Origin of the sequence: Neotamlana sargassicola (genome assembly GCF_020523965.1) — a bacterium.
Classification (GTDB): Bacteria; Bacteroidota; Bacteroidia; order Flavobacteriales; family Flavobacteriaceae; genus Neotamlana; species Neotamlana sargassicola.
On record NZ_JAJAPX010000004.1, the window covers coordinates 202581 to 218072 of the forward strand.

Consider the following 15492-nt stretch of genomic DNA (forward strand, 5'->3'; position numbering starts at 1 on the left):
TCATCCGATATTTTAATCGATAAAAAGCATATTTTTACGATAAAGTAGTGTATTTGAAAATATTTACTGTATATTTACGCACGAAAGCGACTAAATACAGAATGAATTACTCAACTAAAATACTACCACTTTTAGCATATCTTTTTGGGGTATGTACTTTTGGGTCATTAGAGCTTTCTAGTCAAAATAATAATGCAAGCGAAAGCTTATCTGAAGTTTTACCCAATATATCTCAAGACTCTACAATAGCAGAAATTTCCAACCATGTTGAAACTATGGTTAATTGGATGACAACAGAATACTATAAATCCAATTACGTAGAAACCTTAATTTATGCAGAAAAAGGTCTTTATCTTGCAAAAAAGAGTCAAAACAGTAAATATATTTCCGAAGTAAGTACAATAGTTGGCAACACCATGTTACGTATTAATGATACGGCCGGAGCCAAAAAAATATTTTTAAAAGCTTTAGAAGAAGCCAAAATTGCCAACGACAGTTCGGCTATTTTAAAATCAATTGGAAATTTAGCGAATATTTACTATTACAGTCCTAAATACAAATATAAAACTGTAGAAAAATATAGAGAAAGTATTAAAATCGCCAAAAAGTTAAAAGACACATCGCGATTATTTATCATTCATCACAACCTAGCACGAATATTTAACGAGTTAAAAATGCCCGATAGCTCTAAGCATCAAATTGCAAAAACTCAAAAATATCTAGACTTAATAGGAAACCCACCACATTACAAAGCCAGCCATTTACATAATTATGGCCGCATGTACTTACTAAAAAATGAACCAGACAAGGCCATTGAAAAATTCGAGCAAACCATAGCTATATGCGAAAACACGGAATATGTTGAAGCTTTAATTGAAGGTTATGAAGGCTATAAGGAAGCCCTTGAAATGAAAAAAGACTACAAAGGACTTTACGATATTAACAAAAAACTACAAACTTATAACGAAAAAAAAGACAACGATATAGCTAAAAACATAACCGATGCCGTATCTGCAAAAATTAATGTTGAACGTTATAAAGATCAAATTAAAGCCAAAGAACTCGAAGAAAAACTTTTATTACAAAAAGCCGAACGTAAAAACATTCTTTTAATTTTAATCGCTGGCATTGGTTTATTTCTAATACTAGTTCTTGTTAACACTTATTTTGAGCATAAAAAAAAGAAAGCTCTCGTTAAAGACCTAAAAGAAAAGAACAAACAGTTCCTAATGGCAAAAGAAGAAAGCGAAAGACTTGCCAAATCTAAAGAGAAATTTTTTGCAACAGTAAGCCACGAACTCCGCACCCCTCTTTATGGTGTAATTGGTCTTAGTAGTATTTTAATGGAGAATGAAGAACTTAAAAAGCATGAAAAAGATTTAAAATCTCTTAAATTTTCAGCTAATTATTTATTGGCATTAATAAATGATTTGCTGCAAATGAATAAAATAGATAATAAAAGTTTTACCAAAGAAGAAGCTGTTTTTAATTTAAAAGAATTAATAAATACAATTATTTTTTCATTTGAATACATTAAGCTACAACACGGAAACGATATTCGTATTTCAATTAGTGAAAATTCACCAGAGTTTTTAAAGGGTAACTCCGTAATGTTATCACAAATATTAATGAATCTTATAGGTAATGCTTGCAAATTTACGGAAGATGGGCTCATAGAAATAATTATAGATACCATGAGTAACAATAACGAAACAGCACAATTAAATTTTACAATAAGAGATAATGGCCCGGGTATTGAAGAAAACAAGCTTAAAGGTATATTTGATGAATTTACACAAATAAACTCGCATAATAATAAATATCAAGGCACCGGACTTGGTCTTCCTATTGTAAAAAAACTATTAAACCAATCTGGAAGTTCCATTAGTGTAGAAAGCGAAGTAGGAAAAGGCAGTACATTTAAATTTAGCTTACCGTTCAAAGTTATTGAACAACACGAAAAAATTAAAAAAACAGACACAACACTGTTAGCTCAAAAACGAATACTTATTGTTGAAGATAATCGTATTAATCAAATTGTAACTAAAAAAATTCTAAATACCGAACATGTAAATAGCGACCTCGCGAAAAATGGAGAAGAAGCAGTAAATATGGTAAAAAACTCTAATTACGACCTAATTTTAATGGATATAAATATGCCTATAAAAGATGGAATTGAAGCCACTAAAGAAATTAGAGTATTTAACAAAACAACACCTATTATCGCCCTAACAGCAGTTGAAATTGAATCGCAAAAGCATCAAATTTTTGAAAGTGGCATGAATGATATTGTATTAAAACCCTACGATATTGATATATTTAAACAAACTATCATAGAAAATATACTTACCGACAAACGAAAGGTTCTAAAAAAACTCGGATAAATGCTCTAATATTATTCAAAATCGACATGTTTTATTTTAAAATTTGAGATTTTAGTTAAAGTAAATTCGATTAAAATTATCCTAATTTTTAAAACTATTTTATTTAAATTAACCTTTCCGAAATTTTTTTTTAAGAAATAGAATTTAACGATTATCTAAATTAAAAGCATCAAATTCAAACAAATAAATAATTAAACATTGCTTTTTTTAATAGATTAATATTAATTTTAAACAAGTTGTTTTTAATTTAGAATTTGAAAACCGTTTTTAATTCCCTAATTTGCAAAACTGATTAAGAAAAACCCATGACTAAACCTAAAAGACTTTTCGATTTTCCATACCACCAATTGGAAAACAACCCAACTGATTCTGCCCTAGTTACAAAATACAATGGCGAATGGATAAAAACCTCTACACAAGAATACATTAACAAAGCTAATGCGATAAGCAGAGCATTATTACGCCTTGGAGTTCAAAAAAACGATAAAATTGCTGTAATCTCAACAAGCAATAGAACAGAATGGAATATCGTAGATATTGGTGTACTACAATTAGGCGCACAAAATATTCCTATTTATCCAACTATAAGTGCCGAAGATTACGAATATGTTTTAAACCACAGCGAGTCTATTTATTGTTTTGTTTCTGATGAGGAAGTACTTGAAAAAGTAAATAAAGTAAAAGGAAACACAAAACTAAAAGACATTTATTCTTTCGACCACATTGAAGGTTGCAAGCATTATTCCGAATTATTTAAATTAGGTGAAGACGAAAGTAATCAACCTGAAGTTGAAGCTAGAAAAAACGACGTACAGCCGGAAGATTTAGCTACTATAATTTACACATCAGGAACCACAGGAAAACCTAAAGGCGTTATGCTTTCTCATTGGAACATCACCAGCAACGCCATAGACAGTTACCCGAGAATCCCACTTAAACCAAACCAAAATAAAGTTTTAAGCTTTTTACCACTTTGCCATATTTTCGAACGATTATTAATCTACTTATATCAATACGCAGGTTTATCTATATATTATGCTGAAGCGATAGACAAAATAGGCGATAATGCTAAAGAAATTAGCCCTAATTTAATGAGCGTAGTACCTCGTTTACTTGAAAAGGTATACGATAAAATTATAGCAAAAGCCGAAGAACTTACTGGCATAAAAAAAGCGTTATTCTTTTGGGCCTTAAAATTAGGAGAACAATGGGAACCTTACCAAAAAAACGGGGCTTGGTACGAGTTTAAACTAAAAATAGCCAATAAGCTAATATTTAGTAAATGGCGAGAAGCCTTGGGTGGTGAATTACACACTATGGTATCTGGAAGCGCCGCCCTACAACCGCGCTTGTCAAGAATTTTTTGCGCCGCAGGTATGCAAGTTATGGAAGGCTACGGCTTAACCGAAACCTCCCCCGTAATAGGCGTAGGCATGTATAAAGATGCAAGCTTTAAAATAGGAACAGTTGGAAAGCCAATTCGCAATGTAGAAGTAAAAATTGCAGAAGATGGTGAAATTTTAATAAAAGGCCCAAACGTAATGATGGGCTATTATAAAGACGATGAAAAAACCGCTAGCGTAATGACTGGCGATTATTTTCATACCGGAGATAAAGGAGAATTAGACCAAGAAGGTTTTTTAAAAATCACAGGTAGAAAAAAAGAAATGTTCAAAACCTCTGGCGGAAAATACATTATACCTACGCTTTTAGAAAACGAATTAAAACAATCGAGATTTATCGAACAAATTATGGTTATTGGTGAAGGCGAAAAAATGCCCGCAGCACTAATTCAACCAAATTTTGAGTTTATAAGAGAATGGATTCAACATAAACAGCAAAATATTGGAGTTTCCGAAACTGAAATAGCCGAATCAGAAATTATTCATAATAGAATTCAAGAAGAAGTAGATTCTTGCAATACTAAATTTGGACGTTGGGAGCAAATTAAAAAATTCGAATTAACTCCAGATATTTGGTCTATAGATGGAGGCCATTTAACTCCTACCATGAAAATGAAACGTGATGTAATAAAAGAAAAGTATCACCACTTAATTGAAAAAATATACCGAAAATAACGAATTTCACAAATCACCTCACTACAACTTATTAAATTCGTTATTTTTTAGTACTTTTATTATCAATTAACTAACTAGTTTCTAATTATTATGCCATTTCGTATATGTTGAATAATTGTGTTTTACGTAAATAGTTCTATTAACGTTTTATTTTAAACTTTCATAAATTCCTAAAGCACTAAAGGAAAAGTATGCTTTATGTAAGTAAATCTTACAATACTTTTTTAAGAAATATAATTTAACATAAATTTACTATGCATGCATAATATTTTTTATATATTTGATAATATTAAAAATTATGAAAGACAAAACCATCGATTATATGCTTCGAACAACTTGGCTTGCTGTTCAAAAAATGTATAATGAAGAGGCCGCTAAATTTGAAAGCACAATGGCTACAGGATTTACTCTATTAAGTATAGATCCAGAAAAAGGCACGCCATCTACAGCTCTTGGGCCAAAAATGGGGATGGAAGCTACCAGCCTTTCGCGAATTTTAAAGAAAATGGAAGAAAAAGGACTTATTGAAAGAAACCCAAACCCCGAAGATGGTCGTGGGGTTATTATTTCATTAACCGATTTTGGTGTAGAAAAACGAAACTATTCTAAAGAAAAGGTACTCACATTTAACGAAGCCATTAGAAAAACAGTTCCTGAAGAAAAACTAAATCATTTTTTTGAAGTCTCGGAAACTATAAACGAACTCGTCTCAAACAAAAAAATTTACAATTAATTATTTAAGGATATTAAACTAAACATGAATAAACGAATTATTAACAAAGTAGCAGTTATTGGTTCTGGAATTATGGGTAGTGGTATTGCTTGCCATTTTGCCAATATTGGCGTAGAAGTATTACTACTAGATATTGTTCCAAGAGAACTTACCGATGCCGAAAAAGCAAAAGGATTAACACTAGAAAACAAAGCCGTTAGAAACCGCTTGGTCAACAACGCTTTGCAAACCGCTTTAAAATCGAAACCATCACCAATTTACCACCAAAAATTTGCAAGCAGAATTACCACTGGTAATTTAGAAGACGATATTGCAAAAGTGGCCGATGTAGATTGGATTATTGAAGTTGTTGTAGAACGATTAGACATCAAGAAAAAAGTTTTTGAAAACTTAGACAAACACCGTACACCTGGAACTTTAATTACCTCAAATACTTCTGGTATTCCAATTAAGTTTATGAGTGAAGGTAGAAGCGATGATTTTCAAGCACATTTCTGCGGAACACACTTTTTTAACCCTGCCAGATATCTTAAATTATTCGAAATTATACCAGGTCCAAAAACTTCAAAAGATGTATTGGACTTTTTAAATGGCTACGGAGAACAATTCCTTGGAAAAACTTCTGTAGTAGCTAAAGATACGCCTGCATTTATAGGGAATCGCATTGGTATTTTTGGTATTCAATCACTATTTCATTTAGTAAAAGAACTCGATTTAACTATTGAAGAAGTAGATAAATTAACTGGCCCTGTTATTGGTCGTCCAAAATCTGCAACATTTAGAACTGTAGATGTGGTTGGGCTAGATACGCTTGTACATGTTGCCAATGGCATTTATGAAAACTGTCCTAACGACGAAGCCCACGAGCTTTTTAAGTTACCCGATTTTATTAATACCATGATGGAAAATAAATGGTTAGGTAGCAAAACCGGACAAGGATTCTACAAAAAAGTTAAAGGAGATGGTGGTAAAAGCGAAATTTTATCATTAGACCTAAACACTTTAGAATATAGAAAAAAGAAATCTGCCAAATTTTCAACTTTAGAATTAACGAAATCGATTGAGAATGTTGCCGACAGGTTTAAAATTTTAGTTGGAGGAAAAGATAAAGCAGGCGATTTTTATCGTAAAAACTTCGCGGCAATGTTTGCCTATGTTTCTAATCGTATTCCTGAAATAACCGATGAACTTTATAAAATTGATAATGCCATGAAAGCTGGTTTTGGTTGGCAACATGGTCCGTTTCAAATCTGGGATGCCATTGGCGTAGAAAAAGGAATTGAAATTATGAAGGCTGAAGGTTACGAACCTGCTTCCTGGGTAAATGATATGATTGCTTCTGGTAGTTCATCATTTTATTCTGTAAAAGATGGCGCAACCTATTTTTATGATGTTCCTGCAAAGACTCAGACAAAAATTCCAGGTCAAGATGCCTTTATTATTTTAGATAACATTAGAAAATCTAAAGAAGTATTTAAAAATTCAGGTGTTGTAATTGAAGATTTAGGCGATGGTATTTTAAACTGTGAGTTCCAAAGTAAAATGAACACCATTGGTGGCGATGTTTTAAACGGATTAAACAAGGCTATAGATTTAGCAGAAAAAAACTATCAAGGTTTAGTTATTGGTAACCAAGCGGCTAATTTTTCGGTAGGTGCTAATATTGGCATGATATTCATGATGGCTGTAGAGCAAGAATACGACGAACTTAACATGGCTATAAAATATTTCCAAGACACCATGATGCGTATGCGCTACTCCTCTATTCCAACCGTTGCTGCCCCTCATGGCATGACACTTGGTGGTGGTTGCGAATTATCACTGCATGCAGATAAGGTTGTTGCCGCAGCAGAAACTTACATTGGTCTTGTAGAGTTTGGTGTTGGTGTTATTCCTGGTGGTGGTGGCTCTAAAGAAATGGCTTTAAGAGCTTCAGATTTATTCCAAAAAGGCGATGTAAAATTAAACGTGCTTCAAGAATATTTCTTAACTATTGGTATGGCAAAAGTATCAACATCTGCTTACGAAGCCTTCGATTTAGGCATTCTTCAAAAAGGAAAAGATGTTGTAGTTGTTAATAAAGACAGGCAAATAGCGACAGCAAAAGCCTACGCAAAATTAATGGCAGAACAAGGCTACACTCAACCCATTAAACGAAAAGATGTTAAAGTTTTAGGAAAACAAGCTTTAGGTATGTTTTTAGTAGGAACAGACTCTATGGAAGCGAGCAATTACATTAGCGAGCATGATCAAAAAATTGCAAATAAGCTCGCCTACGTAATGGCTGGTGGCGATTTAAGTGAACCAACACAAGTTAGCGAACAGTATTTATTAGATCTGGAACGCGAAGCATTTTTAAGTCTTTGTACAGAGCGTAAAACGCTTGAACGTATTCAACACATGCTTAAAACTGGAAAACCACTTCGCAACTAATTGTGAATGTAGTTAGTATCGAGAATTAAGTACTAAGAACCAAAAGCTATGCACAGATTTGAAGAATTAAAAATATGGCAAAAAGCAATGAATATTACTGAAAATTGCTACAAAGTCACAGAAAATTTTCCCTCAGAAGAAAAATATGGATTAGTTTCTCAATTAAGAAGAAGTGCTATTTCCGTACCTTCAAATATTGCTGAAGGTGCAGGCAGAAATACAAACGGAGAATTCAAACAGTTTTTAGGTATAGCTAATGGTTCATCATTCGAATTACTAACTCAATTATATTTATCAAAAAGATTAAACCTTATTAAAGAAGAAAGTGTAAGACCAATTATTGATGAAGTAATAGAAGTCACAAAAATGAACTACTCGCTTCAAAAATCACTACAAAAATCTTAATACTTGATACTAAAATCTTAATACTAAATTATGAAAACAGCATATATAGTAAAAGCATACAGAACAGCCGTTGGTAAAGCACCAAAGGGATTGTTCCGCTTTAAAAGAACCGATGAATTGGCGGCCGAAACCATAAAATACATGATGAAGGAGTTGCCAAACTTAGACCCAAAACGCATAGACGATGTTATAGTAGGAAATGCCATGCCAGAAGGTGCTCAAGGTCTTAACATGGCGCGCTTAATTTCCTTAATGGGATTAGATGTGGTTGATGTTCCTGGTGTTACTGTAAACCGTTTTTGTTCTTCAGGAATTGAAACTATTGGTATGGCTACCGCAAAAATTCAAGCTGGAATGGCCGATTGTATTATCGCAGGTGGTGCAGAAAGCATGAGTTCTGTGCCTATGACGGGGTTTAAACCAGAATTAAATTACGACACGGTAAAAGCAGGTCACGAAGATTATTACTGGGGTATGGGAAACACTGCCGAAGCAGTAGCAAATCAGTTTAAAGTATCTCGTGAAGATCAAGATGAATTTGCTTATAACTCGCATATGAAAGCTTTAAAGGCTCAAGCTGAAGATCGTTTTCAAGACCAAATTGTTCCTATTGATGTAGAACAAATTTACGTAGACGAAAACGGAAAAAAAGCAAGTAAAACATATACCGTTAATAAAGACGAAGGACCAAGAAAAGGTACAAACCTTGAGGCTTTAGCAAAACTTCGTCCTGTTTTCGCTCAAGGCGGAAGTGTAACAGCAGGAAACTCATCGCAAATGAGTGACGGTGCTGCCTTCGCCATGGTAATGAGCGAAGACATGGTTAACGAATTAGGCCTAAAACCAATTGCACGTTTAGTTAGTTACGCCGCTGCGGGTGTTGAACCTCGCATCATGGGAATCGGCCCTGTAAAAGCCATCCCAAAAGCATTAGCTCAAGCCAATTTAAAACAAAACGATTTAGAATTAATCGAGTTAAATGAAGCATTTGCTTCGCAATCAATAGCCGTAATACGTGAGCTTGGTTTAAATCCGGACCTTGTGAATGTAAACGGAGGCGCCATTGCTCTTGGTCATCCACTAGGATGCACAGGAACTAAACTTTCTGTTCAATTATTTGATGAAATGAGAAAGCGTAACATGAGTGGTAAATATGGTGCCGTAACCATGTGTGTTGGTACCGGGCAAGGTGCTTGCGGAATTTTTGAATTTTTATCTTAAAAAACAAGATAAAAAGAATCTAGAATCAAGACCTGATGCACAACTTTAAAAATTTGGATTCAAAGCATGGAATTAGTATCAGATTTTGATTATACCATATATTTCAGAAGGTAAATTTTTAGAACTAGAACATAAAATAAAACAAATACAAAAAATGATTATAGGGTTTCAATCTAAACTAGATTTATAAATCTTGCTTCTTGAATCTTATATCTCTAAATCCAATTAAACATGGCAGAAATAGAAAAAGACATACTACGTGGCGGTCAATTCTTAGTTAAAGAATCAGATTGTCAAGACATTTTTACACCAGAAGATTTTAACGAGGAACAGCTCATGATGAAAGAAGCTGTTACCGAATTTGTAGACAGAGAACTTTGGGCTAAAAAACCACAATTCGAGAAAAAAGATTACGCTTTAACGGAAGAAGTGATGCGAAAAGCTGGTGAGCTTGGTTTTTTAGGCATTTCTGTTCCAGAGGAATATGGAGGCATGGGCATGGGCTTTGTTTCAACCATGTTAGTCTGTGACTATATTTCAGGAGCAACAGGGTCTTTTAGTACTGCTTTTGGTGCACATACAGGTATTGGTACCATGCCAATTACACTTTATGGTAACGAAGAGCAAAAACAAAAATACGTACCGAAATTAGCTTCGGGAGAATGGTTTGGTTCTTATTGTTTAACTGAGCCAAGTGCAGGTAGTGATGCAAACTCTGGCAAAACAAAAGCTGTTTTATCAGAAGATGGAAAAACCTATAAAATTACAGGACAGAAAATGTGGATATCTAACGCTGGTTTCTGTAGTTTAATGATTGTTTTTGCGCGTATTGAAGACGATAAAAATATTACTGGATTTATTGTAGAATACGACCCAAATAATCCTAACGGTATTACTTTAGGAGAAGAAGAGCACAAATTGGGTATTCGAGCTTCTTCTACGCGTCAAGTATTTTTTAATGAAACCGTAGTACCAGTTGAAAATATGCTTTCTACTCGTGGTAACGGTTTCAAAATTGCAATGAATGCACTAAACGTTGGTAGAATTAAATTAGCAGCAGCTTGTTTAGATGCGCAACGCCGTACGATAACAGAATCTGTTAAATATGCTAACGAGCGTATTCAATTTAAAACACCTATTTCTAGCTTTGGCGCTATTCGTCAAAAAATAGCTGAAATGGCTACAAATTGTTGGGTAGGTGAATCTGCAAGTTACCGTGCTGCAAAAAATATTGAAGATCGCATTGAAATTAGAAAAAACAATGGTAAAGACACACACCAAGAAGCAGAACTAAAAGGTGTTGAAGAGTATGCTATTGAATGTTCTATTTTAAAAGTAGCGGTTTCCGAACATACACAACACTGTACAGACGAAGGCATTCAAATATTTGGAGGTATGGGATTCTCTGAAGAAACACCAATTGAATCGGCTTGGAGAGATGCTCGTATTGCAAGAATTTACGAAGGCACCAACGAAATTAACCGTATGCTAAGTATTGGTATGCTAATTAAAAAAGCAATGCGTGGCCATGTTGATTTATTAGCGCCTGCCATGGCTGTTAAAGATGAATTAATGGGAATTCCATCTTTTGAAACTCCAGATTTTTCAGAATTATTTTCTGAAGAAAAAAGTATTATAAAAAACCTAAAAAAGTTATTTTTGATGGTAGCTGGAGCTGCTTTAGAGAAGTACGGTGAAAAAATGGAACACCAACAACAACTTATGCTAGCAGCATCCGATATTTTAATTCAAATTTATTTAGCAGAATCTGCTATTTTACGAGCAGAAAAATTAGCTAAAAAAGAAGGTGAAGATAAAGTAAAAGAGCAAATAGCTATGGCAAAATTAAACCTATTTCATGCTATTGATGTTATTGAAACCGCAGGAAAACATTCTATTATATCGTTTTCTTCGGGCGACGAACAACGCATGATGCTTATGGGATTAAAACGTTATATTAAATACGTTAACATGCCAAACATTATAGAATTAAGAAATATTATTGCTAACAAAGTAATAACTGAAAATAAATACTGCTTTTAATTATTTATTAGCGGTTTTTGAGTGACTAATTCAAATTTCAAGAACGTCTCGAAATTAATTTCGAGGCGTTTTTATTTTTTATTACTTTTAATTAAAAATCAATCCATGAAATTTTTATTGCTTCTTTTGCTCTTCTCTACTTCTATTTGTTTTTCTCAAACTGAAAAAACTCTTGCTCCAAAACTTAAAAATATAGAATGGATATCTGGAAACTGGAAAGGTGAAGCCTTTGGTGGGAAAACCGAAGAAAATTGGAGCAAACCATCAGGTGGCTCCATGATGGCAACTTTTAAACTTATTGATAAAAACGAAGTTGTTTTCTATGAAATTGAAATCATCAGAGAAATTGAAAACTCTTTACTTCTTCAGCTAAAACATTTTGGAAAAGATTTGAAAGGTTGGGAAACCAAAGATGAAACTGTAGATTTTCCTTTAATAAAACTCACATCAACTAAAGCTATTTTTAAAGGCATGACTTTCGAAAAAGTAAACAATAACGAAATGAATGTTTATGTCGATATTAAAGATGAGAATGGTAATATAGAAAACGTAAAATTCAATTATAAAAAATAATAATGAAATACCTTAAGCAAGTAATCTTACTAGTTTTCACTACTACCCTAACCGCACAAACCAGTCCTGAAATTTACGATATTATTAAAAACGTTTCAGCAAATCGCATTGAAAACGATATACAAACCTTAGTTAATTTTGGCACACGTAATACATTTAGCGATACCATTTCAAACACGCGAGGCATTGGTGCTGCAAGACGTTGGATAAAACAGGAATTCGAAACCATATCTCAATCGTGTAATAATTGTATCGATGTTTTTTATCAAAAAGATTTTGTAACCAAAGCAGGTAATCGTCGTGTACCACATGATGCTTGGGTTGTAAATGTAGTGGCGATTCAAAAAGGCACGAAATATCCAAACCGTTATATTATAATGAGTGGTGATATCGATTCTCGGGCTAGCAATACTATGGATTTTACAACCGATGCACCCGGAGCTAACGATAATGCTTCTGGAATGGCAGGAACTATTGAAGCTGCAAGAGTTTTAAGCAAATATAAGTTTGAAAGCAGCATCGTTTATGTTGGTTTATCTGGAGAAGAACAAGGCCTTTTTGGAGGAGCAGGTTTAGCCAAATATGCTAAAGAAAACAATTGGGACATCATTGGTGTTTTTAATAACGACATGATTGGAAACATAAAAGGTGTAGACGGCGTTATTGATAATAAAACATTTAGAATTTTCTCTGAACCTGTTCCCGCCAATGAAACCGAAAAACAACGCCAATTAAGACGCTTTTACGGCGGTGAAGTTGATGGTATTTCGCGCCAATTAGCACGCTATGTTCATAAAAATGTAAAAACGTATATGCCAGACATGAACCCAATGATGGTTTACAGGTTAGATCGCTTTGGACGTGGTGGGCATCATCGTCCTTTTAACGATTTAGGTTTTGCTGGTATTCGTATTATGGAAGCTCACGAAAACTATACCCAACAACATCAAGATGTTCGTGAAGAAAACGGTATAAAATACGGCGATGTTATCGAGCATGTAAATTTTAATTATGCTAAAAAACTAACAGCAGTTAATGCCATAAATTTGGCAAGTTTAGCTTGGGCACCACCTCAACCAACAAATGTTGCTATTGGCGGTATTGTAGAGGCTTCTGCAAAATTAAAATGGGATAAAATTGATGGCGCCAAAGGTTATAAAATTTACTGGAGAGATACTACATCTCCAACCTGGGATAATAGTCGTTACGTTGAAAATATTACCGAGTTTACTCTTGATGGTATTGTTATAGATAATTACTTTTTTGGCGTATCATCGGTTGGAGAAAATGGGTTTGAGAGCGTTGTTGTTTTTCCAAATAAAACTTTTAAAAATTAAATTTATGATGTCTTTAAGAGCTATAATTCCAAATTTTAGTTAAAATTACAATCAGAAATACATCAACTTTATGAAAAAGCTTTTACATTTCATTTTATTAATATCTATAAATATTTCATTGGGGCAAGGGTTAATGTCCGATAAAACAGTATTTACACATCAAGACACACTACGTGGTACAATTACCCCAGAACGCGAATGGTGGGATTTAACCTATTACAACCTCGAGGTTAAAGTAAATCCAGATAAAAAATTTATATCTGGTAAAAATACCATTCAATATAAAGTTTTAAAGCCTAATTCTGTGCTTCAAATAGATTTGCAAGCCCCTTTAAAAATGCTTTATGCCATACAAAATTCCGACACCTTACATATAAAACATGATGGTAATGCACATTTTATCACTTTAAAAGCGTCACAAGATATTGGAAGCATGCAAACTGTTGATGTTTATTACGAAGGCAATCCTCGTGAAGCTAAAAGAGCCCCATGGGATGGAGGTTTTTCTTGGAAAAAGGATAAAAATGGCAATCATTTTATAGCGACCTCTTGTCAAGGTTTAGGAGCTAGTGTTTGGTGGCCATGTAAAGACCATATGTACGACGAAGTTGATAGTATGCAAATTAGTGTAAATGTACCTTCAAAATTAATGGATGTTTCTAACGGAAGACTTCGCAAAGTTGAGCAAATTGGAGACACAAAAACTTATACATGGTTTGTTGGCAGCCCAATTAACAATTATGGCGTAAATTTAAATATTGGAGACTATGTGCACTTTTCTGAAGTTTATGATGGTATGGCAGGAAACTTAGATATGGATTACTATGTTTTAAGAGATAACCTTGAAAAAGCAAAAGAACACTTTAAAGATGCTCCAAAAATGATGAAAGCGTTCGAGCATTGGTTTGGTCAATATCCGTTTTACAAAGATGGTTATAAACTAGTTGAAGTACCCTATTTAGGTATGGAACATCAAAGCTCGGTAACCTACGGTAACCAATACAAAACTGGCTTTTTAGGATCAGATTTATCCGGAACCGGCTGGGGTTTTAAATTCGATTTCATCATTATCCATGAATCTGGCCACGAATGGTTTGCCAATAATATAACGGATAAAGATATTGCAGATATGTGGATACATGAAAGCTTTACTTCCTATTCCGAAAACCTATTTTTAGATTATTATTACGGAAAAGAAGCCAGTGCAGATTATGTAATAGGCACACGTAAAAATGTACTAAACGACAAACCAATTATTGGCCATTATAATGTAAATAAAGAAGGCTCTGGCGATATGTACTATAAAGGATCTAACATGCTTCACACACTACGCCAACTTATTGAAGATGATGAAAAATGGAGGCAAATTTTACGTAAAATAAACGTACAATTTTACCATCAAACAGTTACTACTAAACAAATTGAAGATTTTTTAATTACAGAAACAGGAATAGATTTAAACGCTTTTTTCAATCAATATTTAAGAGATATTCGCATTCCAAAATTAGAATATAGCATAAAAGGAAAAACATTAAAATATCGTTACACCAACATTGTTGAAAATTTCGACATGCCTATTCAAGTAGAAATTGATGGAAAATCGCAATGGATTCAACCCAATGCAAATTGGCAAACACTTGAACTCGATGTAAAAAACCCAGAAATAGTTATTGATAGAGATTTTTATATCGAATCTGAAAAATTATAATGCCAGAAAAAGAAGTTCTATATTTTAAAAACGATACCGAATGGCGTGCGTGGTTACATAACAATCACGCCATTTCAAAGGGTGTTTACCTTATATTTTATAAAGTGAATCATGAAGCAGAATCGATGCGCTGGGAAGAAGCTGTAAAAGTTGCACTTTGCTATGGCTGGATAGACTCTACTGTAAAAAGCTTAGGCGGCGGGAAACGGCAACAACAATTTTCTCCTAGAAATCATAAAAGTGTTTGGAGCGCTGTAAATAAAAGGTACATCGACCAATTAATTGCTGAAAACTTAATGCATGAAAGCGGCCTAAGAAGCATTGCCATAGCCAAGGAAAACAAAAGTTGGTTTACCTTAGATGATGTTGAAAACGGTATTATCCCAAAAGATTTACAAAGTGCATTTAAAGTAAACCCAACAGCATACTCAAATTATAAAAACTTTGCACCATCATACCGAAAAAGTTATTTGTACTGGCTTAACCAAGCCAAACGAGACGCAACACGCGAAAAGCGTATTATAGAAATAATAAAACTTTGCGAAAACAATATAAAAACTAGAGGAAATTGGTAAAA

General features: G+C 33.6%; 11 protein-coding genes. All 11 read left to right on the forward strand.

Features of this window, described 5'->3' with window-relative positions:
• Positions 1 to 101 precede the first annotated feature (101 nt).
• Complete coding sequence (locus LG651_RS11205) at positions 102 to 2384, forward strand: response regulator (RefSeq protein WP_226696218.1); 2283 nt, start codon at positions 102 to 104, stop codon at positions 2382 to 2384.
• Between the two features lie 305 nt (positions 2385 to 2689).
• Positions 2690 to 4462 carry an AMP-dependent synthetase/ligase gene (locus tag LG651_RS11210; protein WP_226696219.1) on the forward strand — a complete coding sequence of 591 codons (1773 nt, stop codon included), beginning with the start codon at positions 2690 to 2692 and terminating at the stop codon, positions 4460 to 4462.
• A 298-nt stretch (positions 4463 to 4760) separates the two neighbouring features.
• Positions 4761 to 5195 (forward strand): MarR family winged helix-turn-helix transcriptional regulator, encoded by a 435-nt coding sequence (locus tag LG651_RS11215; protein ID WP_226696220.1) that lies wholly within the window; start codon positions 4761 to 4763, stop codon positions 5193 to 5195.
• 24 nt (positions 5196 to 5219) lie between these two features.
• On the forward strand, positions 5220 to 7628 hold the full coding sequence (locus LG651_RS11220) for a 3-hydroxyacyl-CoA dehydrogenase/enoyl-CoA hydratase family protein (RefSeq protein WP_226696221.1): 2409 nt from the start codon (positions 5220 to 5222) through the stop codon (positions 7626 to 7628).
• Positions 7629 to 7676: 48 nt separating this feature from the next.
• A complete protein-coding gene (locus tag LG651_RS11225; RefSeq protein WP_226696222.1) occupies positions 7677 to 8033 on the forward strand; it encodes a four helix bundle protein in 357 nt (118 codons plus the stop codon).
• A gap of 30 nt (positions 8034 to 8063) precedes the next feature.
• The gene (locus LG651_RS11230; RefSeq protein WP_226696223.1) at positions 8064 to 9254 is read left to right on the forward strand and encodes an acetyl-CoA C-acyltransferase; all 1191 of its coding nucleotides are present in this window, start codon (positions 8064 to 8066) and stop codon (positions 9252 to 9254) included.
• Positions 9255 to 9485: 231 nt separating this feature from the next.
• On the forward strand, positions 9486 to 11297 hold the full coding sequence (locus LG651_RS11235; protein WP_226696224.1) for an acyl-CoA dehydrogenase family protein: 1812 nt from the start codon (positions 9486 to 9488) through the stop codon (positions 11295 to 11297).
• 105 nt (positions 11298 to 11402) lie between these two features.
• Positions 11403 to 11870, forward strand: a complete 468-nt coding sequence (locus tag LG651_RS11240; RefSeq protein WP_226696225.1) for a DUF6265 family protein — start codon at positions 11403 to 11405, stop codon at positions 11868 to 11870.
• Between the two features lie 2 nt (positions 11871 to 11872).
• Positions 11873 to 13207 carry a M28 family peptidase gene (locus tag LG651_RS11245; protein WP_226696226.1) on the forward strand — a complete coding sequence of 445 codons (1335 nt, stop codon included), beginning with the start codon at positions 11873 to 11875 and terminating at the stop codon, positions 13205 to 13207.
• A gap of 70 nt (positions 13208 to 13277) precedes the next feature.
• The gene (locus tag LG651_RS11250) at positions 13278 to 14915 is read left to right on the forward strand and encodes a M1 family metallopeptidase (RefSeq protein ID WP_226696227.1); all 1638 of its coding nucleotides are present in this window, start codon (positions 13278 to 13280) and stop codon (positions 14913 to 14915) included.
• Entirely contained in the window at positions 14915 to 15490 is a 576-nt protein-coding gene (locus LG651_RS11255) for a YdeI/OmpD-associated family protein (RefSeq protein WP_226696228.1), read from the forward strand. The genes LG651_RS11250 and LG651_RS11255 overlap by 1 nt, the downstream gene beginning before the upstream one ends.
• Positions 15491 to 15492: the final 2 nt, after the last annotated feature.